This window comes from Clostridium sp. (assembly GCF_051278035.1).
GTDB lineage: Bacteria > Bacillota > Clostridia > Clostridiales > Clostridiaceae > Clostridium_AD.
Genome location: NZ_JBNMNU010000072.1, coordinates 1 through 20,536, shown reverse-complemented (window position 1 = coordinate 20,536; position 20,536 = coordinate 1). Strand labels below are relative to the sequence as shown.

The following is a 20,536-nucleotide window of genomic DNA, read 5'->3' as shown; positions in this document are numbered from 1 at the left end:
GCCGCTGTTATTTTTGTAGTTTTACCAAACATTTTTGATGCAATTGCAATATATTTTAATGTATTTTTAGCTAATTTCTTCTTACCTGAAATTTCTGCTATATTAGATATAATGTCTCCTGTTTTTTTAATACTATACTCCGCTGTATTCCCAACTATTTTCCCAGCGCCATATATTACTTCACCTAATATTGTCATAATTATCACCATACCTATATTTTACTTTGCTATGGTTTACATACTCCCTGTACCTTATGTCCTATACCACATTAATATTATACCATATTATTACTATTATTTGCAGTTGTATAAATCACTTAAATTATTGTATAATGAGTAATGTTATACAATACAAAATATTTTAACTAGCTATGTTAGATATACGGGAGTGAATATAATATATGACAAAAACTATTTTTAAAGGAAGTGCAATGCTAAATCCTGTTCCTGTAGTACTAATTACATCAAAAAATAAAGATGGAAAAATAAATGTTTTTACAGTTGCCTGGATAGGAATGGCTTGTACTAAACCACCAATGATAACTGTAGCCATAAGGCCTGAAAGACTTTCATATGAATATATAAAAGAAAATGGTAGCTTTGTAGTAAATCTTCCTAATTCTAAAATGGTTAGAGAAGTTGATTACTGCGGTGTACGTTCAGGAAAGCAAATAGATAAAATAAATGAAATGAATTTCACTACTGAAAACAGTAAAGATGTAGTCGCTCCTTTAATCTCTCAGTGCCCAATATCTCTAGAGTGCGTCGTTAAAAGCATTACCCCACTTGGAACCCACGATTTATTTTTAGCTGAAATTGTTAATACCCATGTGAATGATGATTTAATAGATACTAACGGAAAAATTCATTTTGAAAAAGCAGATCTTATTACTTATTCCCACGGTGAATATTTTAGTGTTAATTCCAAACCACTCGGAAAGTTTGGTTATTCTGTTCAGAAAAAAAATAAAAAGAAACATAAAAAGAAAGCCTGATTTCTCAGGCTTTCTTTTTATATTGTTTTACTCATTTTTAGCATTTCAGCTATCGCTGATATACTACCTAAACTTGACAATGTTTCATTTGGAAGTATAAGTTTATTAGCTGGATTCTTAGCCATTTCTTTAAGCGCTTCAATTTGTTTTAATGCTATTACTGTTTCGTTCGTACCTGACTCTATAATCGCTGTATTAACTTTTCTTATTGCAGAAGCTTCTGCGATTGCAATAGCTTCTATTGCGCGTGCTTTACCTTCCGCTTCAAGAAGTTGAGATTCTTTAAGTCCTTCTGCACGCCTTATAGTTGCTTGTTTTTCAGCCTCAGCACTTAATATTTGAGCTTGTTTATGCCCTTCTGCTCTTTCAATTTGACTTTGTTTTTCACCCTCTGCTGTAAGAATAAAAGCTCTCTTATCTCTTTCTGCTCTCATTTGTTTTTCCATCGCTTGTTGAATTTCATTTGGTGGAATAATATTTTTAATTTCTACAGATAGTATTTTGATTCCGTAAGCGTCAGTTATTTCGTCGATTATTTCCAGGAGTCTTAAATTTATTCTATCTCTTCCTGATAATACATCATCCAAAGTCATATCGCCCACAATATTTCTCATATTAGTTATAGTTGAGTACACAATACCTGATTTGTAATCCTCAATATTGTACACTGCATCCTTTGAGTCAGTCACCTTATAAAATATAACATTATCAATTGATATATTAACATTATCTTTAGTTATAACATTTTGTGGTTGTATGTCTAGTATTTGTTGCTTTGTAGAAATTTTTCTTCTAATAAAATCTGCAAATGGTATTGTTAAATGCCAACCTGGCTCAAGAATCCTTTGAAACTGACCAAATCTTTCTACTAACATCACTGATCCAGTATTAACAATTTTAATAGAAGATAAAATCATGATAACTAATATTAATAATAAAAACAACCCAATAATTGGTCCAAAACTCATTACAATTCCTCCTTAAATTTAATATAATTTATACTTTCGCGATTAATAATTTATTTCCTTCGAGTCCAATAACTTGAACTGAGTCACCCTTTTTTAAAGGTTTCCCTACATTTTTCACTGTCCAATAAATCCCTTGAAACTTAACATTTCCTTTTACATCGATATCTTTCGTTATTATAAATTCATTTCCGATGTATTCTTCTTCCATAGTCAGTGTTTTCGTTACAGTTTTCTTTATAGTTTTCTTAACTATAGGATATCCAATAGCCATAAATATTGCACTAACAGCTACAAAAATAATTGTTTGAGTGACTCCTGATGCACCAAATACCATAGCAATTATTGCTGCAATTGCACCTATAGCAAACCATATAAACATAAAACTACTAGTTGTAATGTCAATATATAGTGACGCTAATGCCACCGCTATCCAAAATACCAATACCATCCAGTCCATATTACACCCCTTTCAAATATTAACTAATATAATAAACCTCTTTATAGTATTACAAGTTCCCACTTTTATTATATATCTTTTTTTGTTTTATAACACTATTATGTTGTAATAATATTACAACCGGAACTTTTTTGTCCTTAATTAATTATACAGTATAAATTATGCTGTATAAAGGTTTATTTAAGCTTGTTATACGTTATTACATACTCTTTAATATCTTGTATGATGGTTACCCCCTATTTACTCTCATTATCTAATTATTTCAATTACTAAAAAATATTTAAATAATTAGATATAGAATATACAGAAAAAGGAGAGCATGCAATGTTTCTTAGTACTCTACTAATAAAGCTAATATAATGATATAATTTTAGTGAATATTTGTTATATAAAGTGAATTTTACATATACTATATTAAAAAACAAAAGAAAGGTCGTGAATTAGTTTGAAAACTTCTTTTATAAAAGTCTCTGCTGCTTGTCCAATTGTAAATGTGGCAGATATAGAATTTAACTTAATTAATATACAAAACTGTATTCAAAAAGCTTTAGATGAAAAATCAAAATTCATAGTTTTCCCAGAACTTTGCATAACGGCTTACACTTGTGCTGATTTATTTTTACAACAGGAGCTAATCGAAAAATCTGAAAAAGCAATTAACTCTTTATGTGAGTTTTCCAAAAATAAAGATATTTTAATTGCTGTAGGTTCTCTGTTGTATTTTAACAATTGTTTATACAATTGTGCTTATGTAATATTTAAAGGTAATGTTTTAGGCATAGTACCAAAAAGTTATATTCCAAATTATTCTGAGTTTTATGAGAAAAGATGGTTTACTGAAGGACTTGGCATAATAAACAAAACTGTAAATCTTTCTTTTGAAAAGAATATTCCTTTTGGAACAAATTTATTATTCACTTATAACAATATTAAATTTGGATTTGAGGTCTGTGAGGATCTTTGGGTGACCATTCCACCAAGTAGTTACTTAACTCTTCTAGGTGCAAATATAATTGCTAATCTATCTGCATCTAACGAACTTGTTAGCAAAGCTGATTACAGAAAATCCTTAATTTCATCTCAGAGCGCACGGTGTATGTGTTCTTATTTATACGCATCCTCTGGTGTTTTTGAATCCTCAACAGATTTACTTTTTAGTGGCCATCTTTTAATTAGTGAGAATGGTTTACTTCTAAAAGAAAATAATAGGTTTCAAAGAGAGAATGAAATAATCACTTCCATTATTGATATAGATAAATTAAATAATGAAAGATTAAAAAATATAAGTTATAGGAATAGTGCCTCTATATGTCCTTTTGAAATTCATGAAATCCCTTTTGAATTTTCTAATACAGATTATGGAGTTTTCGATAGAAATATAGATAAGAATCCTTTTGTTCCTTCTAATAAATATCAGCGTGAAATACGTTGCAGTGAAATATTTAATATTCAATCATCTGCACTAGCTAAAAGATTTTCATATACTGGCCTTAATAAAGCTATAGTTGGTATATCAGGTGGACTTGATTCAACTTTAGCCTTACTAGTTATAGTTAAAACCTTTGACCTTTTAAAACTTCCAAGAAAAAACATTGTCACAGTAACTATGCCTGGCTTTGGAACAACAGACAGAACATATATGAATGCAATAAACCTATGTAAAAATTTAGGTACAGAACTTAGAGAAATTAATATAGTAGATGCTTGTCTTCAACATTTTAAAGACATAAATCACCCAATAGAAAAACATGATGTAACTTATGAAAATGTTCAGGCAAGAGAACGAACGCAAATCCTTATGGACCTTGCTAATAAGGAGGGCGGACTATTAGTAGGCACAGGAGATTTATCAGAGCTTGCTCTAGGTTGGTGCACATATAATGGAGATCATATGTCTATGTATTCTGTAAATTGCTCGATTCCTAAGACTTTGGTAAAGTATTTAGTTAGATATGTAGCGGATAAGGAATCCTCAGTCGAAGTTACCGATATACTTTTAGACATTATTGATACTCCTATAAGTCCGGAACTTTTACCTAAAGATAAGAGTGGCGAAATAACTCAAAAAACTGAAGATATTGTAGGCCCATATGAACTTCATGATTTTTTCCTTTACTATTTCATGAAACTAGGTACTCGTCCAGAAAAAATATTATTCTTAGCTAAAGAGGCCTTTAAAGATATTTACACAGAAGATGAAATAACCAAATGGTTAGATAAATTTATTAAAAGATTTTTTACTCAACAATTTAAACGCTCAGCTCTTCCGGATGGTCCAAAAGTCGGAACTATAAGCGTATCTCCAAGAGGCGATCTCAGAATGCCTTCAGATGCTAGTTTTAAATCTTTCCTTTAGAGAAAATTAAAACATATATTGAATTGTGTAAGGGGCTTTAATAGCTCCTTCATCAGTTTTGTTATCAATTTTTTTGCACGCAAAAAAAGTATATATTACGTATAATGCATTGAATCGAGCTTTAGAACTCCATATTTAGTTTTATTTAATTTGCGTTAAGAAAAACATATGTTTGAGCGACAGCGAGTTTATGTTTTTTAGCAAAATAAGTAAAACTTAATTTAGGAGTTCTTAGAGAAGATGAGGCATTACTAGTAATATATATTTTTTTTATTTTTTATTTGTAAATGTCTACGATAAGTCCAGAAATTTCATCAATTGTATTTGCTACTTCTAGATTTTCTTTTTCTCCATTCAATAACAGTTGCGTAAGTTCTTCTAGTTTTGTATCCAGAATATCTACTGTTATAAAGTATTGTGTTTGCCAAAAGCTAATATCCTTTTTCACCTCATACATGTGCTTTAAAACAGAGTCCAAGTATTCTTTAATTAAATTCTTATATGCTTTCACATCTGCAAAGCATTTTGTAATAGATAATCTGTTTCCTTTCTTTTTTATATCATCCATTATATCCTTAAGTTGTTGTTCTGACTTTTGTTGCCTTGCGAAACTAAAATTTTTAGAAAAATCCATTTTACTAGATATTGCTTTCTTGTCTTTTACTATAGGTGTATTTCTTCTTGATCTCGATATTTCCATAGTTTTTTCCCTCTCATAATGTATCTATATTAATTTTTCAAACTTTTTATATTTAAATTATATTCCTATATACATTATATCGAACTTTCAACAAAAAAATATATACAATAAAAAATTATTTTTTTCTCTGATAAATTTGCCATTTTTTTTTAATATTAGTATAATTGTATAGTAATTATTATAGATTGTTAATAGACTAAAATTTTAAGTTCATAGAGGTGAGCAAATGAAAAAAATATTAACTATGTTTTGGACCTTCTTTAAAATAGGAGCTTTTACTTTTGGCGGTGGCTACGCAATGATACCACTAATAGAAATTGAAGTTGTAAATAAAAAACAGTGGATTTCTAAAGAAGATTTCTTAGATATAATTGTTATTTCTCAAACATTCCCTGGTGCATTAGCTGTTAATAGCAGCATATTTATTGGTTATAGAATTAGTGGTTTCTTAGGCGCTATTATTGGGCTACTTGGAGTTGTTTTACCCTCTTTTTTTATAATATTATGCGTTGCTGTTTTTTTTATGAAATTTAGGGATTATTATTATGTAGATTTAGTTTTTAAAGGCATTGCGGCTGCCGTACCAATGCTTATACTAATAGCTGTGGTAAGCTTGTCTAAATCTTTAAAGAAAAGTTATGCAAATCTTATTATAATTATAGTTTCCTTGGTAAGTATATTGTTTCTTAATGTACATCCTGTAATAGTTATACTTTTATCTGGTTTATATGGAGTTATCTTTCTCGGAAAGAAGGTGAAGTAAATGTCTATTCTAGTTAAAATTTATTTATCCTTCTTAAAAATAGGTTCCTTTAGCTTTGGAGGTGGCTATGCTATGCTTCCTCTTATCGAAAGAGAAATTGTAACAAATCATAAATGGATTACCTTTAAAGATTTTATTGATATTATAGGTGTATCGCAGATGACTCCAGGACCTATAGCTATAAATTCAGCTACTTTTGTAGGTTTCAAAGTTTCTGGTATATTAGGTAGCCTTTCTGCAACCCTAGGTGTAATTTCATTTTCTTTTGTATTAGTGTCCGTAGCTAATCACTATATGTTAAAATTCAAAGAATCATATATACTCAAAGCGGCCTTATTAGGTATGAGACCTGCACTGATTGGTCTTATAATCTCCGTGTTTTTATCTCTTGGAAAAGAATCTTATAAAGACATTAAAAGTGTAGTAATCGGAGTCATAATTATGGGACTACTACTTACGAATAAACTTCATCCAATTTTAGTAATAGTGATTTCAGCCATCTTAGGTTTTATATTTTATGGTTTAATACCTATTTAACTATCATATCATATAATAAAATACATTATAATAACAAATACTAAACGTGAGGTGATATTCATGTTTTTCAACAAAACTATTGAGGAAGTTTTAAAAGAATTGGAGACTAATCCAGTAATAGGACTTTCTCAAAAAGAAATGGAACTAAAAAGAGATAAATTCGGATTAAATAAATTAGCAAGTAAAAAACCCAAAACTCTATTAGCACTTTTTTTTGCCCAATTAAATGATATTTTAATTTATATTTTGATTGCAGCTGCAGTAATATCAGGTATTTTAGGAGAAACAAGTGACTCAATTATAATTGCTATTGTAATTTTTATTAATGCTACAGTAGGGATTATTCAAGAGGCTAAAGCAGAAAAAGCTCTTGATGCACTGGAAAAATTATCTACACCTAAAGCTGTAGTTAAAAGAGATGGGGAATTAAGAGAAATTTCCTCTGAACAGGTCGTACCTGGCGATGTTATAATAATTGATGCTGGACGGTATGTCCCTTGCGACATGAGACTTATTGAAACTGCCAATTTGAAAATTGAAGAATCAACACTTACCGGAGAATCTGTACCAGTAGATAAAGATGCTGATTTAGTATTAACAGGCAGCGATATCCCCCTAGGTGATCAAAAAAACATGCTCTTCATGTCTACACTTGCAACCTATGGTAGAGGTGTAGGTATAGCTGTATCCACTGGCATGAATACTGAAATAGGGAAAATAGCTAAAATGTTAGATGAAAAAGTAGACAGTGAAACCCCACTTCAAAAGAAACTCGCTGAGCTTGGAAAATACCTAGGAATAGGTGCACTACTCGTATGTGCTCTTATGTTTTTAGTTGGCGTGCTTCAAAAAAGAGATCTCCTTGAAATGCTACTTATTTCAATAAGTTTAGCAGTTGCTGCCATTCCTGAAGGTCTTCCTGCCATAGTAACTATAGTTCTTGCTATGGGTGTTCAGAAAATGATAAAGAAAAATGCTATTGTTAGAAAATTACCTGCCGTTGAAACACTGGGTTCTGTAAATATTATATGCTCAGACAAAACAGGAACACTAACCCAAAATAAAATGACAGTAACAAAATTTTATATAGATGGTTCCACTGCAAATATAGACACCCTAAATATTGATAAAAGTGGCCATAAGCTCCTCCTTGAAAACCTTGTTTTATGTAATGATGCCACTTACTCTTCAAACTCAAAGACTGGTGATCCCACGGAAATTGCTCTACTCGTAGCCGGCGTCAACTATAACATTTTTAAAGACGAACTAGAAAAAGATCATATAAGAATAGATGAGGTTCCTTTTGAATCAGATAGGAAATTAATGTCCACTGTAAATAAATATGATAATGAACTTTATGTAATGACAAAGGGTGCTATTGATAATCTTATAAAGCTGTGTACTAAGGCAATTATTAAAGGCGTTATAGTAGATATTACCCCTAAAATTAAAGACGACATATTAACCGCATCCTATGATATGTCTGATGACGCACTAAGAGTTCTAGGTGCGGCTTATAAAATTATCCCAAACTCTCATGTAGATATAGATTCACTCGAAAGTGATTTAATTCTTATTGGCCTTGTAGGTATGATAGATCCACCAAGACTTGTAGTTAAGGATTCTATTTCAGAGTGTATGAAGTCCGGAATAAAAACTGTAATGATAACTGGCGACCATAAAAACACTGCTTTTGCTATAGCCAAAGAACTAAATATTACTCAAGATCCTCTAGCCGTTATGTCTGGATCTGAGCTTGATAATATGTCTGAGGAAGAGCTAAACAGTAAAATAGATAATATAAGAGTATTTGCAAGAGTTTCCCCAGAACACAAAGTTGAAATTGTAAAGGCCCTTAAAGCCAAGGGCAACATTGTATCAATGACTGGTGACGGAGTAAATGATGCGCCATCACTTAAAATGGCAGATATAGGTGTAGCCATGGGGATAACAGGCACCGATGTTGCTAAAGGCGCTGCTGATATGATACTTGTAGACGATAACTTTTCAACTATTGTTTCTGCAATAAAAGAAGGGAGAAACATCTTTACAAATATAAAGAAAACTATAATCTTCCTCCTATCCTGTAATATTGGAGAAATTATAGCACTATTTCTCGCCATACTTTTAGGCTGGGCTACTCCACTTAGACCTATCCACATATTATGGGTTAACTTAATTACAGATACACTGCCAGCACTCGCTTTAGGTATAGATCCTGGTGACCCTGACGTAATGAAGTATAAACCGCGAAATCCAAAGGATAGTTTATTTACGGGTGAACTTCTAAACTTACTTCTTAATGGAACATTAATAGGTATATTAACCTTGACAGCATTTATAGTGGGTGCAAAATATTATAGTGGGGACCCTAATTTATTCCCATTGTTCCCTGGAAATCTATCAAAAGATGCGCTGAAACATGCACAAACTATGGCCTTTGTGGTTCTTAGTGTTTCCCAACTAGTTCATTCACTGAATATGAGAAACGGTAAAAAGTCCATATTCCAAATAGGATTATTTTCTAATAAATATTTAATCGGAGCTATATTTTTTGGTATAGTATTACAAGATCTAATAATAACAATACCATTTTTCTCAAACGCTTTTAGTGTTCACGATTTAAGTTTAATTGATTGGGGCTTTGTCACAGTTCTATCCCTTATGCCATTACTCTTTAATGAAATAGTGAAAATATTTAAACGTAGCTCATCTAAATTATAAAAGAGTAAAAGTCTGATGAATTAACTCATCAGACTTTTACTCTTTTGTATTTATATAATTATTTTAATTTGGTACCTTCTTCATCTTGATGAATTAGGCCACTTTTCATAAGTCCTCCTAAAGCTCTTTTAAAGGCGTTTTTACTAGTTTTAAAAACTTTCTTTATATCATCTGGTGAACTCTTATCATTGTATGGCATAGACCCATTACAAGTCTTTAAATACTCTAGTATTTGTTCTTCAACTTCATCTCTTTCTTCGAGCCTTGGTTTTCTTGCTGTTACGTCCATTTTACCATCTTCATAATATTTTTTCACTCTTACTTTTAATCTTTCTCCAGGTGTTAGGTTATTATAATTCTCATTTCTTAAAATAACTGCTCTATAAATATCATCAATAGCTATCATAACCGTACCATTAGTTTGAATCCCATATACTGTACCCTCTACTTCGTCATCAATATCAAAAGAATCTGTTTCATATAAATATTTATCAATAAATGTAGTTGCAGCGATTCTTCCTGTCTTATCTAAGTATATATGAAAAAGATATTTCTTTCCTGTTTCTAATTTATAGTTTTCTTCCTTAAAAGGAACGAGTACATCTCTTTCTAAACCAATTTCTACAAAACTTCCAATATCAGTAATGTCAACTACCTTAAGATAAGCCAAATCTCCAACCTTTGCAAGGGGTTTTTTAAGGGTAGAAATTAATCTATCACTTGAGTCTCTGTATATAAACGCTTCGACTTCATCGCCAGTATTAAGTGCTCTACCTAATGTACTTTTCATTGGAAGTAGTACGTCATCACTTGTATCGCCAGTCTCTGCGTCTAAATAATAACCAAATTCTGCTCTTCTAACTACTTTTAAACTATTAATATCTCCTGTTTTTATCATATGCAATCTCCTACCTTTTATTTAAACTTTTGACCAATCTATGTATTTGTTAAGTTTAGAAACAAATTGAACCAAATATTTTTCTTCAAGCTCCGTAAATCTTCCAAGCTCAGGGCTATCCACATCCAAAACTCCATAAACTACACCTTCTTTTATTATAGGTATAACAATTTCTGATTTAGAAGCAGAGTCACAGGCAATATGTCCTGGAAATTCATTTACATTTTCTATACGCTGAAGCTTTCTCTGCGCTACTGCTGTTCCGCAGACCCCTTTACCTATTTCTATTCTGTTACAAGCTGGAAGGCCCTGAAAGGTTCCAAGGACCAATGAATTTTCTCTAAGTATGTAAAATCCTACCCAATTTACCTTATCCATAATTGCTTTAATAATTGCCGTAGCATTAGACAAATTTGCCAGATCATTTTTTTCTGAACTGAGCTGTCCCTCTAAAACAATGAGCATATATTTATATTTCTGCTCATTTGTCATCTTTTCTATTCCTTTTAATTTAATCATTTTTATCACTCCTAAAAAACGGTATGTATCTCCTTCTATTGTAGTTAAAAATCAGTGAAATTAAAAGCTATTTTTAAAATTAGTGGTCTCTATACTAATTTATTTTATAAAAAAGCATATTTCATTGAAAGTTCTACATAATGCTCTGCAGATTTTTTTATGCTTTCTTTTTCTTCCATAGTCAGATTGCGAATAACCTTTGCCGGTACGCCCATACAAAGGACACCAGAAGGTATTTTCTTTCCCTTAGTAACTAAGCTTCCAGCACCTATAATGGTATATTCACCAATTTCAGCTCCATTTAGTATAGTGCTTCCCATACCAATTAACGTATTATTTGAAATTTTACAGCCATGTATTATAGCATTATGTCCTATTGTTACATGATCTCCAATAATAACTGGAAAACCCTCATCATTATGAATCGTGGAATTGTCTTGAATATTTGTATAATTACCTATATGTAATGAATCTTGATCCCCTCTAAGTACAGCCCCAAACCAAACACTGCTGTGCTCTCCTATAAATACATTACCTATAACGTCTGAACTACTTGCAATAAAGGAATTGTTATCTACCTTCGGCATTTTCCCCTCAAATTGATGTATCATAAGTTTGCATCCCCTCTTTTAAAATTTATTATCTATCTATTATACAGCAGAAAAAATAACATTTTATTTTTATTTTTATTATGCACAAATATTATATAATATCAACAATAATTCAATATATTATTAAATATTTTTAGTGTCTAATTGCTATTGATATTTCCGCTGTTTAATTATATAATACCATATATAGTTGCGTATTTCTTTATACTTACTACATATTGTGTGTGTTACTATTTTAGCACATAGACTCAATTTAAATAACTGTTAAATATTTTAGTGTAGTAACCGCAACATATAGAGTCTATATTTTACATGATTTATAACTTTTTAACCATAGGTAAATAAACAGGAGGTGACTATACTAGTTTTTTTTAAGCTAGTATTAATTATGACGGAGATTAAAAATTTAATTAAAAGATTTTACACAAAGGAATTGGACACGGATAAAACTAAAACTGTTTTTGATTTGTTTAAATGGAAAAAGGTAGATGTTATCTTAAAAGACCATAAAACTAATAAAATACTTGTAGATATGAAAAATTTAGAATTTCCAGAGAACTACTCTCAAAATTCTTGCGATATTATTGCTTCAAAGTATTTCAGAAAATCTGGTGTTCCAACTAAAGATGGTTATGAAAATAGTATGAAAATGGTCTCTCATAGACTTGTTAATTTTTGGTGCGAAGCCTTAATTTCTGAGACTGTTATAAAATCTAAAGAGGAAAAAATCATTCTTTATGATGAATTAACATATGCATTTTTAAATCAAATGTTTGCTCCAAATTCTCCTCAATGGTTTAATACAGGCCTTAACCTATCCTATGGTATAGAAGGCGGTTCATTGAATAATTTTTATTATGATGAAAAAGAGAAAAAAATAGTTAAAAGTAAAGATGCTTATACAAGAACTCAAGCTTCAGCTTGTTTTATTCTCTCAATCCAAGATAAACTTCTTGGTAAGCACTCGATTTCAGAGCAGTATGTAACAGAAACCAAATTATTTAAAGGTGGTTCTGGAACAGGAACTAATTTCTCTTCCATAAGAGGTAAGGGTGAATGTTTATCTAGTGGTGGTATTTCTTCAGGCCTTATGAGCTTTTTAAGAGGGCTTGATAGAAATGCTGGAGCAATAAAATCTGGCGGAACTACAAGACGTGCAGCTAAGATGCTATGTCTTGATATTAACCACCCTGAAATAATGGAATTTATGACATGGAAAGCTAAAGAAGAAGATAAGGTACGTGCACTGACTAAAATGGGCTATGATGGTAATTTCGAGGGAGAAGCTTATGAAACTGTATCCGGCCAAAACGGAAACAATTCTATAAGACTCTCAAATGAGTTCATGACAAAGGTGGATAACCTTTCAAAAGCTCCTAAACAAACTATTACTCTTAAAGGTAGAACAGATGATTCAGTTAATAAAGATATAGAGGTTAAAACTCTATGGGATACCCTTAACAAATCTGCTTGGCAATGTGCTGATCCTGCTCCTCAGTTTGATGACACCTTTAATGCATGGCACACCTGTCCAGCTGGAGAAGATGGAATATCTAATGCTAAACATAATAGAATTAATTCAACTAATCCTTGTGGAGAATATGCATTTTTAGATGATACTTCATGTAATTTAGCATCTATTAACATTCATAAATTTTATGATGCTGAAACTAAAAAATTTGATATAGATGGATATGTACATTTAATAGGACTTACACAATTAGTTCTTGAAGGTTCAGTGCATTGGGGGCAGTTTCCAACTGAAGATATAGCAAGAAAAACATATTTATTTAGAACCACAGGCCTTGGAATCGCAAACTTATCCTCTTTATTTATGGTAATGGGACACCCATATGACTCAGAAGATGCTAGAAATATAGCTTCATCCCTAACTGGAATAATGACTGCGCAGTCTTATTATGTTTCATCACTTATGGCAAAGGAACTAGCTCCTTTCCAAAAATATGAAATTAACAAAGACCATATGCAAATAGTAATAAGAAACCACGCTAGAGCAGCTGGCGCACTAAATAGTAAATACGAGAATTTAAATTATGAACCTATAAAAGTTAATCATGATATTTTAAGTAATAACTCACTAGGTTATATAAGTGAAACCCTTAAAAATTCTTGGTCAAAAGCACTCAGTAGTGGAGAAAAATATGGTTTTAGAAATGCTCAAGTTACAGTTATAGCTCCTACAGGTACTATTTCTTTTGCCATGGATTGTGGTGCAACCTCTATAGAACCATATTTCAGCCATTTTATTTATAAGAAATTATCTGGTGGTGGATATATGACCATCGTAAACCCTGTAATTAAGGATTCTTTAATTGGCCTAGGATATTCGCAGAGTGAAACAAATGATATTCTTCACTATATTCTAAGAAAAGAAAAAGTTAATGAAAATGGCTTTGAATACGAAAAACTTATTGATGGTAAAATTGAAGGAGCTCCACATTTAAAACCTGAACATTTGTCTATTTTCGATACTGCAAACAAATGTGGTAGCGGAAAAAGATATATTACTTATATGGGACATGTTCTAATGATGGCAGCAATAACTCCAATGATATCTGGTTCTATATCAAAAACTGTAAATTTACCTAAAACTGCTACCATTGAAGATTTCAAAGAAGTTATCTTAAGGTCATGGAAATTAGGTGTTAAAGGAATTGCCTTATATAGAGATGGCTCAAAGGCAAGCCAACCACTTAACACTTCTTTATCCGAGGATAAAGAACTATTACTTGAAGATTTATCTTACAAGGATCTTTTAAATAAAGCAAAATCGCTACATGAAATTAATAATCATTCTACAAGAGAAAAACCAATTGGAATACGTTATGGGACTACTCATCCTGCTCAAATTGATGACGTAAAAGTCTATACTACTGTAAATAGACGTTCTGATGGAAAAATTTCTGAAATATATATAACAACAGATAGGGAAGGAACAATTATTACTGGGCTGCTTAATTCTCTTTCAAAATCAATTTCAGTAATGCTTCAATATCATGTTCCTGCAGAAGATATATCTAAAATGCTTAGAGGACAAAAGTTCGAACCTTATGGTTTCGTACAAAAGCATCCTTACATTAAATCAGTTTCTTCTATTTCTGATTTAATTAGCAAGATTATTGACATAGAACTAGGTGACTTTAGCAGATGCCAAGTTAAGCCTGAAGGATACGGAAATAATATACCTAGAAATCCACTAATGGGTGATGAGAATGAAATTTCAGCTAGCATAGTGGAAGATGATATTACATCTTGTTCTGAAATCACTGAAGAACCTAAAGGTGAAAGATTATACTCTGAAACCTGCTCTCATTGTTCAAGTACTAAACTTGTTAAAAGTGGTACTTGCAAGGTTTGTTTGGATTGCGGAACAACTACGGGGTGTAGCTAACCCCTAACCTTTAAGATTTGTTTTATTTTACACTTAACCCTCTGGATTAATCTCCAGAGGGTTTTTATTTTTCAAACTACTATAAATAATCACAATATAAAAAATATAACAGTTTTAGAAACCTATGTAGGTGGAATTAAAGTGTACTAAAAAAGGAGTATAGATTTTATATTAAAATCTATACTCCTTTTTAAATTATTTTTATTTCTTATTGTTCTTACCGCTCTTCGGTTTATCCTTTGGACTAATTACAACGTTATTCTTAACTCTATTCGGTTTAGCCTTAGGCCTAATTACAACGTCCTTCTTATTATCTTTTTTATTACCCATAGTTGTATAATTTGTTTTAGAAGCATTTCTCTTTTTTAAAAATCCTGATAAATCCATAAACCATAAAGATAAGATAACAACAATTCCTGGTATTACATAGTTCCTTACAACTATATTCATGCTAGGCCATATGAGCATAGGCACGATAAATACTACTATAGCTGCTGAAAGAACTATCCACTTACTAACTTTAATCTTAGGTAATACATAAGTTTTTAAACCATAATATACTACAAGCATAACAATCGAACCCACAATAATCTTAAGTATTGCAATAAATATATCCACTTAATCCCCTCTTTCTATAAGTTCCGTATATTTCACTATCGTATATGAACCTACTCTATACATTATCAAACATTTCTTACTATATATCAATAGCTTATGCAATAATTTATATTTTTATATTTCTATTACAAAATAAATATGATAAAATGTGTTTGGGTAGTATCTATTAAGAACTGCACCTAATTGTTTAAAATATTATTTTTAGTTAAATTTCTGCTCATATCTTTATGAATGAGACAGCTATACAGGAGTCTCCCACCCTCAGATGTTTGAGGTATCTTTTAGACTGTATAAAATTGGAGGCGATATTATGGTTATAGGCTTTATCGGAAGTGGAAAGGTAGGATTTTCCCTTGGAAAATATTTTTCCATGAAAGGAATAAGTTTATCGGGATATTATAGTAATTTATATAAAGACGCTATAGAAGCATCCCAGTTTACTAATTCAAAAGCTTACAAAAATATTAATGATTTGGCACGGGATAGTACAATAATTTTCATTACAACTCCTGATGACTCTATCATTAAAGTTTGGCAGAAATTATCAACTTTTAACTTAACTAATAAAATAATATGTCATACTAGTGGCTCTTTAACCTCTAGCATTTTTTCAAATATAAACAATTCAGATGCACTCGCATACTCAATTCACCCTATTTTCGCTTTTTCCGATAAATATAACTCCTATAAGACTTTACAAAATGCATCTTTCTCTATAGAAGGACCAGAAAATCATATGCATGAAATCGAAGTTTTTTTAAAATCACTAGGAAATAAAACTTTTATTATTAATAGTGATAATAAGGCACTTTACCACTTAGCTAGCGTCACTGTATCTAATCTTGTACTATCTTTAATCAATACAGGATGCAGTTACTTAAGTAAATGTGGACTTAGTGAAAATGATGCTTTAGAAGCATTGTTACCCTTAATTCAAAATAATATTGATAATGTAAAAAATAATGGCTTTATAAATGCACTAACTGGTCCTGTTGAAAGAAATGATGTAGGCACAGTAAAAATGCATATGGATGCCCTTCCAAAAGAAGACGTAGATCTATATAAAAATTTATCACTAAAATTACTATCATTATCAGAGAAAAAGCATAAAAATGACGATTATGAGAAGCTTAAAGAATATATAGAATCGCAAGGGGGTAATTAATTGAAAAATTCAATTTCAACTTTTATATCCGCGAAAAAAGCTAGTAAGAAATTAACAATGCTTACAGCTTATGATTATTCCATGGCAAAGCTCATTGATGAATGTGGTGTTAATGGAATTTTAGTAGGAGACTCCTTAGGAATGGTTTGTCTCGGGTATAAGGACACCTTAAGCGTCACTATGGATGATATGCTACATCATACTAAGGCCGTTGCTAGAGGCTCAAAGAATGCCCTTCTAGTATCTGATATGCCTTTTATGTCTTATCAAGCTTCAAATTATGATGCAGTTAAAAATGCAGGTAGATTTATACAAGAAGCTGGAGCAGAGGCAATTAAGCTTGAGGGGGGAGCTATAGTTTGCCCGCAAATTAGTGCGATAGTCAAAGCTCAAATTCCTGTAATGGGTCATATTGGCCTAACCCCTCAATCTGTTAATATGTTTGGAGGCTTTAAAGTTCAAGGAAAAAATATTACTGACGCAAAGAAGATTATTGAAGATGCTAAAAATATAGAAGCAGCAGGTGCGTTTGCTATTGTACTTGAATGTATACCATCTAAACTCGCAGACATTATATCAAAGGAAATCTCTATCCCAACTATCGGAATAGGGGCTGGAGGTGGATGTGACGGCCAAATTTTAGTATATCAAGATATGCTTAACATGTTCTCAGACTTCAAACCTAAATTCGTAAAAAATTTTGCAAATGTTGGAGACCTAATGCGTGAAGGATTCAAATCATATATTAGAGAAGTTGACGCGGGAACTTTTCCAAACGAAGAACACTGTTTTAAGATGGATGAGGAAATTTTAAATAAATTATATTAATTTGAAGGGAAGTGAATCTGATAAAGTAAGGTATTTGATTACACCTTACTTTGTTTGTAAAAATGAATATTGTAAAAACTATTGAAGAAGCACGGAATCAAGTAAAAGCATGGAAAAAAGAAGGTTATAGTATTGCCTTAGTCCCTACTATGGGATATTTACACGAAGGTCATGAAAGTCTCATAAAACGTGCTTCATGTGAAAATGGGAAAGTTATAGTTAGCATATTTATAAATCCTATACAATTTGGTCCTGGCGAAGATTTAGCTTCATACCCAAGAGATTTAGATAGTGATAAAGTTCTTTGTGAAAATGCAGGAGCCAATTTAATTTTTATTCCTGAAGTTTCGGAAATGTACTTCCATGATGCTGTAACAAATGTCTGCCTACGAGAACTCACAAATGGATTATGTGGTGCTAAACGGCCTGGTCATTTTGACGGAGTATGTACCGTAGTTTCAAAATTATTTAATATAATTCCTGCAGATAGCGCTTATTTTGGTGAAAAAGATGCCCAACAGTTAGCTGTAATAAAAAGAATGGTAAGAGACCTTAATATCGATATAACAATAATTGGTTGTCCTATTGTACGCGAGGAAGATGGCCTGGCAAAAAGCTCCCGTAATGCTTATCTTTCATCTAAAGAAAGAAACGCTTCCTTAATTTTGAACAAAAGTCTTACTAAAGGTAAAGAAATATTATTTTCCGGAGAAAAATCTGCTGATACATTAAAAGAAAACATAAAAAACCAAATTGAAAGTGAAGTTTTAGCTAGAATTGATTATATAGAAGTTGTAGACGCTTTGTCACTAAATTCTATAGAACTTGTTAATAAACCTACTCTTGTTGCCATCGCAGTGTACATTGGTAAAACAAGACTTATAGATAATTTTATATGGGAGGGATAACACAATGGTTTTAACTATGCTAAAATCTAAAATACACAGAGCCGTTATTACAGAATCTAAATTGAATTATGTGGGAAGTATAACGATTGATAAATTACTAATGGAAAATGCAAATATCTTAGAGTATGAAAAAGTTCAAATAGTAGACATCGACAATGGAGAAAGGTTTGAAACCTATGCTATTTGTGGAGATGCTGGTAGTGGTGTAATGTGTATAAATGGAGCCGCTGCAAGATGTGTTCAACCTGGTGATAAAATAATAATTATGACTTACTGCCAAATAAATAGTGAGGAAGCAAAAGTGTTTAACCCTACCGTAATATTTGTTGACAACACTAATAATATAAAAGAAATAACACGTTATGAAATACCTGGAGAAATTAAATAATTTTTTTTTATAAAGCAGTAATAATTTTTAAAAAATTGTAAACAATAGTATTGGAAACTTTATTAAAAAGGAGATGTATACATTGAAAGCATTAGACGTTACTGCACTAGTATTAGTTATTATAGGAGCTGTTAATTGGGGGTTAATTGGATTTTTCCGATTTGACCTTGTAACAAGCTTATTTGGAACAGGTACAGCATTTAGTAGAATAATATTTGCTTTAGTCGGTATAGCTGGATTATATGCTTTATCTTTCTTAGGAAGGGACAGATATGGCGACAGAGATAGAACTGAAGTTAAATAATTACAATCAAACAGTAAAAAGAAGCTAAGTTTTAAACTTAGCTTCTTTTTACTGTTTACTTTTAATATATTATTTTTCAACATTTAAGTGTTCTGTGTAAAAATCACTTGAATCTTAGCTGAACCAAGGAAGTTTTATCTGTAGTTCTTATAACTATTAGGCTATAAGAGTCTCTTTTGCTTATGTCTTTTAATATATTTGAAATATCTTTATCTAACATCATTAAATTACTACCTGCTTTAGTTTTAATTTGATATCCACTTAAAGTTTTTACCATAAATAAATTTTCCCATTGATGTGGAATATATTCACTAAAATTTATTTCAAAAATTATACCATCACTCTGAAGTAATTCAAGTAGGCTATTGTACCCATCTCGTAAAATATTTTTTTCAAATTTCAACTTCTCAATATCAGAATTATTCTGTTTCAAAAGCTGGTTTTCTTTTATTAATTCTAAATCGTATTGTTCTTTTTTGTAATTAAGCTTATTGATTTTATTTTCTACCACACTTAAATAATAATTTTTATTATCTCTATCCATTATTATTACCTTGCCTTTCCTAGTATTATATAGGTAAAATGTAATTGAGGTGATTATATATGAACGGACTTATAAATTGGATTGATAATAACATAAAATATATAAATAAAAAAATGAAATTATATCTAATTACATTTTATAATAGAATATACTTTATAATCAACAAAAATTTTACTTTAAGCAAAATTTATAAACCAATTATTAAAAATAAAATGGATATAAATAAGAATTTACAGCAAACTTTAAATATTCAACATAATAAAAATAAATCAGCTGAAAAAATCATATTAAAATTAAAGGCGGAAAATAAATCACTTAATGATAAAATATCTATAATACAAAATATTATAACCAAAAGGCACAATTAATCATAACTTCAACATTTGAATCAATATTATACTTATCTTTGGCCAATACTATATTAAAGTAGATAAAAAAAGAGAGGTGATTTTTATTGTTTCAAAGTATGTGCCAAGATAAAAATTATAAGAATTTAATAAATGGTGAATGGGTTACGTCTAAAAATACTATAGATATTTTATCTCCTGTTGACAATCATTTAGTAGGTAAAATACCAGCTATGAGTATCGCTGAGGCGAGCTCCGTTATTTCAAATTCAAAAGAATCTCAAAAATCCTGGGCCGATATGCCAATTAGCTCTCGTGCATCAATTTTGCATAAATGTGCTACACTCTTAGATCAAAATATAGATTATTTATCTTCAATTATGCAAGCAGAAATAGCTAAAGACAAAAACTCTTGTATTGCCGAGATAAAACGAACTGCAGATTTTATTAGATTTACTGCAGATGCTGGTAAACATTTAGAAGGTGAAACTATAG

Annotated in this window: 22 protein-coding genes; 13 read left to right on the top strand and 9 right to left on the bottom strand. The window is 30.8% G+C overall.

Annotated features, from left to right (window positions below):
- Window positions 1–197, bottom strand: a 197-nt coding sequence (locus ACJAX4_RS12075; RefSeq protein ID WP_435789712.1) for a hypothetical protein, incomplete at its 3' end; no start/stop codon positions are given.
- 203 nt (window positions 198–400) lie between these two features.
- Here ACJAX4_RS12075 and ACJAX4_RS12070 point away from each other — a divergent pair.
- Window positions 401–994, top strand: coding sequence for a flavin reductase family protein (locus tag ACJAX4_RS12070; protein ID WP_435789711.1), 594 nt, complete (start codon window positions 401–403; stop codon window positions 992–994).
- 17 nt (window positions 995–1,011) lie between these two features.
- Here the strand turns inward: ACJAX4_RS12070 and ACJAX4_RS12065 are convergent, their stop codons facing one another.
- Window positions 1,012–1,962 carry an SPFH domain-containing protein gene (locus tag ACJAX4_RS12065; RefSeq protein WP_435789710.1) on the bottom strand — a complete coding sequence of 317 codons (951 nt, stop codon included), beginning with the start codon at window positions 1,960–1,962 and terminating at the stop codon, window positions 1,012–1,014.
- 28 nt (window positions 1,963–1,990) lie between these two features.
- Window positions 1,991–2,419: an NfeD family protein gene (locus tag ACJAX4_RS12060; RefSeq protein ID WP_435789709.1), complete on the bottom strand. Its 429-nt coding sequence runs from the start codon at window positions 2,417–2,419 to the stop codon at window positions 1,991–1,993.
- Between the two features lie 445 nt (window positions 2,420–2,864).
- Here ACJAX4_RS12060 and ACJAX4_RS12055 point away from each other — a divergent pair, with 445 nt between their 5' ends.
- Window positions 2,865–4,775 carry an NAD(+) synthase gene (locus tag ACJAX4_RS12055; RefSeq protein ID WP_435789708.1) on the top strand — a complete coding sequence of 637 codons (1,911 nt, stop codon included), beginning with the start codon at window positions 2,865–2,867 and terminating at the stop codon, window positions 4,773–4,775.
- 277 nt (window positions 4,776–5,052) lie between these two features.
- Here ACJAX4_RS12055 and ACJAX4_RS12050 read toward each other — a convergent pair whose 3' ends face one another.
- The gene (locus ACJAX4_RS12050; protein WP_435789707.1) at window positions 5,053–5,475 is read right to left on the bottom strand and encodes a YaaR family protein; all 423 of its coding nucleotides are present in this window, start codon (window positions 5,473–5,475) and stop codon (window positions 5,053–5,055) included.
- A 226-nt stretch (window positions 5,476–5,701) separates the two neighbouring features.
- On the opposite strand from ACJAX4_RS12050, the gene ACJAX4_RS12045 reads away from it, so the two are divergent.
- Genes ACJAX4_RS12045 through ACJAX4_RS12035 form a run of 3 tightly spaced genes read left to right on the top strand, consistent with a single transcriptional unit; the run spans window position 5,702 to window position 9,499 of the window.
- Window positions 5,702–6,238 carry a chromate transporter gene (locus ACJAX4_RS12045; protein ID WP_435789706.1) on the top strand — a complete coding sequence of 179 codons (537 nt, stop codon included), beginning with the start codon at window positions 5,702–5,704 and terminating at the stop codon, window positions 6,236–6,238.
- Window positions 6,239–6,775 (top strand): chromate transporter, encoded by a 537-nt coding sequence (locus ACJAX4_RS12040; RefSeq protein ID WP_435789705.1) that lies wholly within the window; start codon window positions 6,239–6,241, stop codon window positions 6,773–6,775. It abuts the gene before it with no gap.
- Window positions 6,776–6,835: 60 nt separating this feature from the next.
- Window positions 6,836–9,499: a cation-translocating P-type ATPase gene (locus ACJAX4_RS12035; protein ID WP_435789704.1), complete on the top strand. Its 2,664-nt coding sequence runs from the start codon at window positions 6,836–6,838 to the stop codon at window positions 9,497–9,499.
- A gap of 58 nt (window positions 9,500–9,557) precedes the next feature.
- On the opposite strand, the gene ACJAX4_RS12030 is transcribed toward ACJAX4_RS12035, so the two are convergent.
- The 3 genes from ACJAX4_RS12030 to ACJAX4_RS12020 form a co-directional block, all read right to left on the bottom strand.
- The gene (locus ACJAX4_RS12030; protein ID WP_435789703.1) at window positions 9,558–10,397 is read right to left on the bottom strand and encodes a CvfB family protein; all 840 of its coding nucleotides are present in this window, start codon (window positions 10,395–10,397) and stop codon (window positions 9,558–9,560) included.
- 21 nt (window positions 10,398–10,418) lie between these two features.
- Window positions 10,419–10,916: a GAF domain-containing protein gene (locus ACJAX4_RS12025; protein WP_435789702.1), complete on the bottom strand. Its 498-nt coding sequence runs from the start codon at window positions 10,914–10,916 to the stop codon at window positions 10,419–10,421.
- A 104-nt stretch (window positions 10,917–11,020) separates the two neighbouring features.
- Window positions 11,021–11,527 carry a gamma carbonic anhydrase family protein gene (locus ACJAX4_RS12020; RefSeq protein WP_435789701.1) on the bottom strand — a complete coding sequence of 169 codons (507 nt, stop codon included), beginning with the start codon at window positions 11,525–11,527 and terminating at the stop codon, window positions 11,021–11,023.
- A gap of 388 nt (window positions 11,528–11,915) precedes the next feature.
- On the opposite strand from ACJAX4_RS12020, the gene ACJAX4_RS12015 reads away from it, so the two are divergent.
- A complete protein-coding gene (locus tag ACJAX4_RS12015; protein WP_435789700.1) occupies window positions 11,916–14,939 on the top strand; it encodes a vitamin B12-dependent ribonucleotide reductase in 3,024 nt (1,007 codons plus the stop codon).
- Between the two features lie 201 nt (window positions 14,940–15,140).
- Here ACJAX4_RS12015 and ACJAX4_RS12010 read toward each other — a convergent pair whose 3' ends face one another.
- On the bottom strand, window positions 15,141–15,557 hold the full coding sequence (locus ACJAX4_RS12010; protein WP_435789699.1) for a hypothetical protein: 417 nt from the start codon (window positions 15,555–15,557) through the stop codon (window positions 15,141–15,143).
- A 310-nt stretch (window positions 15,558–15,867) separates the two neighbouring features.
- Here ACJAX4_RS12010 and ACJAX4_RS12005 point away from each other — a divergent pair, with 310 nt between their 5' ends.
- From ACJAX4_RS12005 to ACJAX4_RS11985, 5 genes are all read left to right on the top strand, one after another.
- Window positions 15,868–16,722, top strand: coding sequence for a Rossmann-like and DUF2520 domain-containing protein (locus tag ACJAX4_RS12005; protein ID WP_435789698.1), 855 nt, complete (start codon window positions 15,868–15,870; stop codon window positions 16,720–16,722).
- Window positions 16,723–17,550, top strand: a complete 828-nt coding sequence (gene panB, locus ACJAX4_RS12000) for a 3-methyl-2-oxobutanoate hydroxymethyltransferase (RefSeq protein ID WP_435789697.1) — start codon at window positions 16,723–16,725, stop codon at window positions 17,548–17,550.
- 62 nt (window positions 17,551–17,612) lie between these two features.
- Window positions 17,613–18,458 carry a pantoate--beta-alanine ligase gene (gene panC, locus ACJAX4_RS11995; RefSeq protein WP_435789696.1) on the top strand — a complete coding sequence of 282 codons (846 nt, stop codon included), beginning with the start codon at window positions 17,613–17,615 and terminating at the stop codon, window positions 18,456–18,458.
- Window positions 18,459–18,462: 4 nt separating this feature from the next.
- Entirely contained in the window at window positions 18,463–18,846 is a 384-nt protein-coding gene (gene panD / locus ACJAX4_RS11990) for an aspartate 1-decarboxylase (protein WP_435789695.1), read from the top strand.
- An 82-nt stretch (window positions 18,847–18,928) separates the two neighbouring features.
- Window positions 18,929–19,150 carry a DUF378 domain-containing protein gene (locus tag ACJAX4_RS11985; RefSeq protein WP_435789694.1) on the top strand — a complete coding sequence of 74 codons (222 nt, stop codon included), beginning with the start codon at window positions 18,929–18,931 and terminating at the stop codon, window positions 19,148–19,150.
- Between the two features lie 103 nt (window positions 19,151–19,253).
- Here ACJAX4_RS11985 and ACJAX4_RS11980 read toward each other — a convergent pair whose 3' ends face one another.
- A complete protein-coding gene (locus ACJAX4_RS11980; RefSeq protein ID WP_435789693.1) occupies window positions 19,254–19,694 on the bottom strand; it encodes a hypothetical protein in 441 nt (146 codons plus the stop codon).
- Between the two features lie 59 nt (window positions 19,695–19,753).
- Here ACJAX4_RS11980 and ACJAX4_RS11975 point away from each other — a divergent pair, with 59 nt between their 5' ends.
- Together ACJAX4_RS11975 and ACJAX4_RS11970 are read left to right on the top strand one after the other, a co-directional pair.
- Complete coding sequence (locus ACJAX4_RS11975) at window positions 19,754–20,062, top strand: hypothetical protein (protein ID WP_435789692.1); 309 nt, start codon at window positions 19,754–19,756, stop codon at window positions 20,060–20,062.
- Between the two features lie 86 nt (window positions 20,063–20,148).
- The coding region (locus ACJAX4_RS11970) for an aldehyde dehydrogenase family protein (RefSeq protein WP_435789691.1) at window positions 20,149–20,536 on the top strand (388 nt) is incomplete at its 3' end.

Coding starts and splice junctions, on each gene's coding strand:
- ACJAX4_RS12040 (WP_435789705.1), top strand. CDS start 6,239: ATGTCTATTCTAGTTAAAATTTATTTATCCTTCTTAAAAATAGGTTCC.
- ACJAX4_RS12015 (WP_435789700.1), top strand. CDS start 11,916: ATGACGGAGATTAAAAATTTAATTAAAAGATTTTACACAAAGGAATTG.
- ACJAX4_RS12070 (WP_435789711.1), top strand. CDS start 401: ATGACAAAAACTATTTTTAAAGGAAGTGCAATGCTAAATCCTGTTCCT.
- ACJAX4_RS12020 (WP_435789701.1), bottom strand. CDS start 11,527: ATGATACATCAATTTGAGGGGAAAATGCCGAAGGTAGATAACAATTCC.
- ACJAX4_RS12030 (WP_435789703.1), bottom strand. CDS start 10,397: ATGATAAAAACAGGAGATATTAATAGTTTAAAAGTAGTTAGAAGAGCA.
- ACJAX4_RS12005 (WP_435789698.1), top strand. CDS start 15,868: ATGGTTATAGGCTTTATCGGAAGTGGAAAGGTAGGATTTTCCCTTGGA.
- panD (WP_435789695.1), top strand. CDS start 18,463: ATGGTTTTAACTATGCTAAAATCTAAAATACACAGAGCCGTTATTACA.
- ACJAX4_RS12050 (WP_435789707.1), bottom strand. CDS start 5,475: ATGGAAATATCGAGATCAAGAAGAAATACACCTATAGTAAAAGACAAG.
- ACJAX4_RS12045 (WP_435789706.1), top strand. CDS start 5,702: ATGAAAAAAATATTAACTATGTTTTGGACCTTCTTTAAAATAGGAGCT.
- panC (WP_435789696.1), top strand. CDS start 17,613: ATGAATATTGTAAAAACTATTGAAGAAGCACGGAATCAAGTAAAAGCA.
- ACJAX4_RS12025 (WP_435789702.1), bottom strand. CDS start 10,916: ATGATTAAATTAAAAGGAATAGAAAAGATGACAAATGAGCAGAAATAT.
- ACJAX4_RS12035 (WP_435789704.1), top strand. CDS start 6,836: ATGTTTTTCAACAAAACTATTGAGGAAGTTTTAAAAGAATTGGAGACT.
- ACJAX4_RS11980 (WP_435789693.1), bottom strand. CDS start 19,694: ATGGATAGAGATAATAAAAATTATTATTTAAGTGTGGTAGAAAATAAA.
- ACJAX4_RS11975 (WP_435789692.1), top strand. CDS start 19,754: ATGAACGGACTTATAAATTGGATTGATAATAACATAAAATATATAAAT.
- ACJAX4_RS12065 (WP_435789710.1), bottom strand. CDS start 1,962: ATGAGTTTTGGACCAATTATTGGGTTGTTTTTATTATTAATATTAGTT.
- ACJAX4_RS12060 (WP_435789709.1), bottom strand. CDS start 2,419: ATGGACTGGATGGTATTGGTATTTTGGATAGCGGTGGCATTAGCGTCA.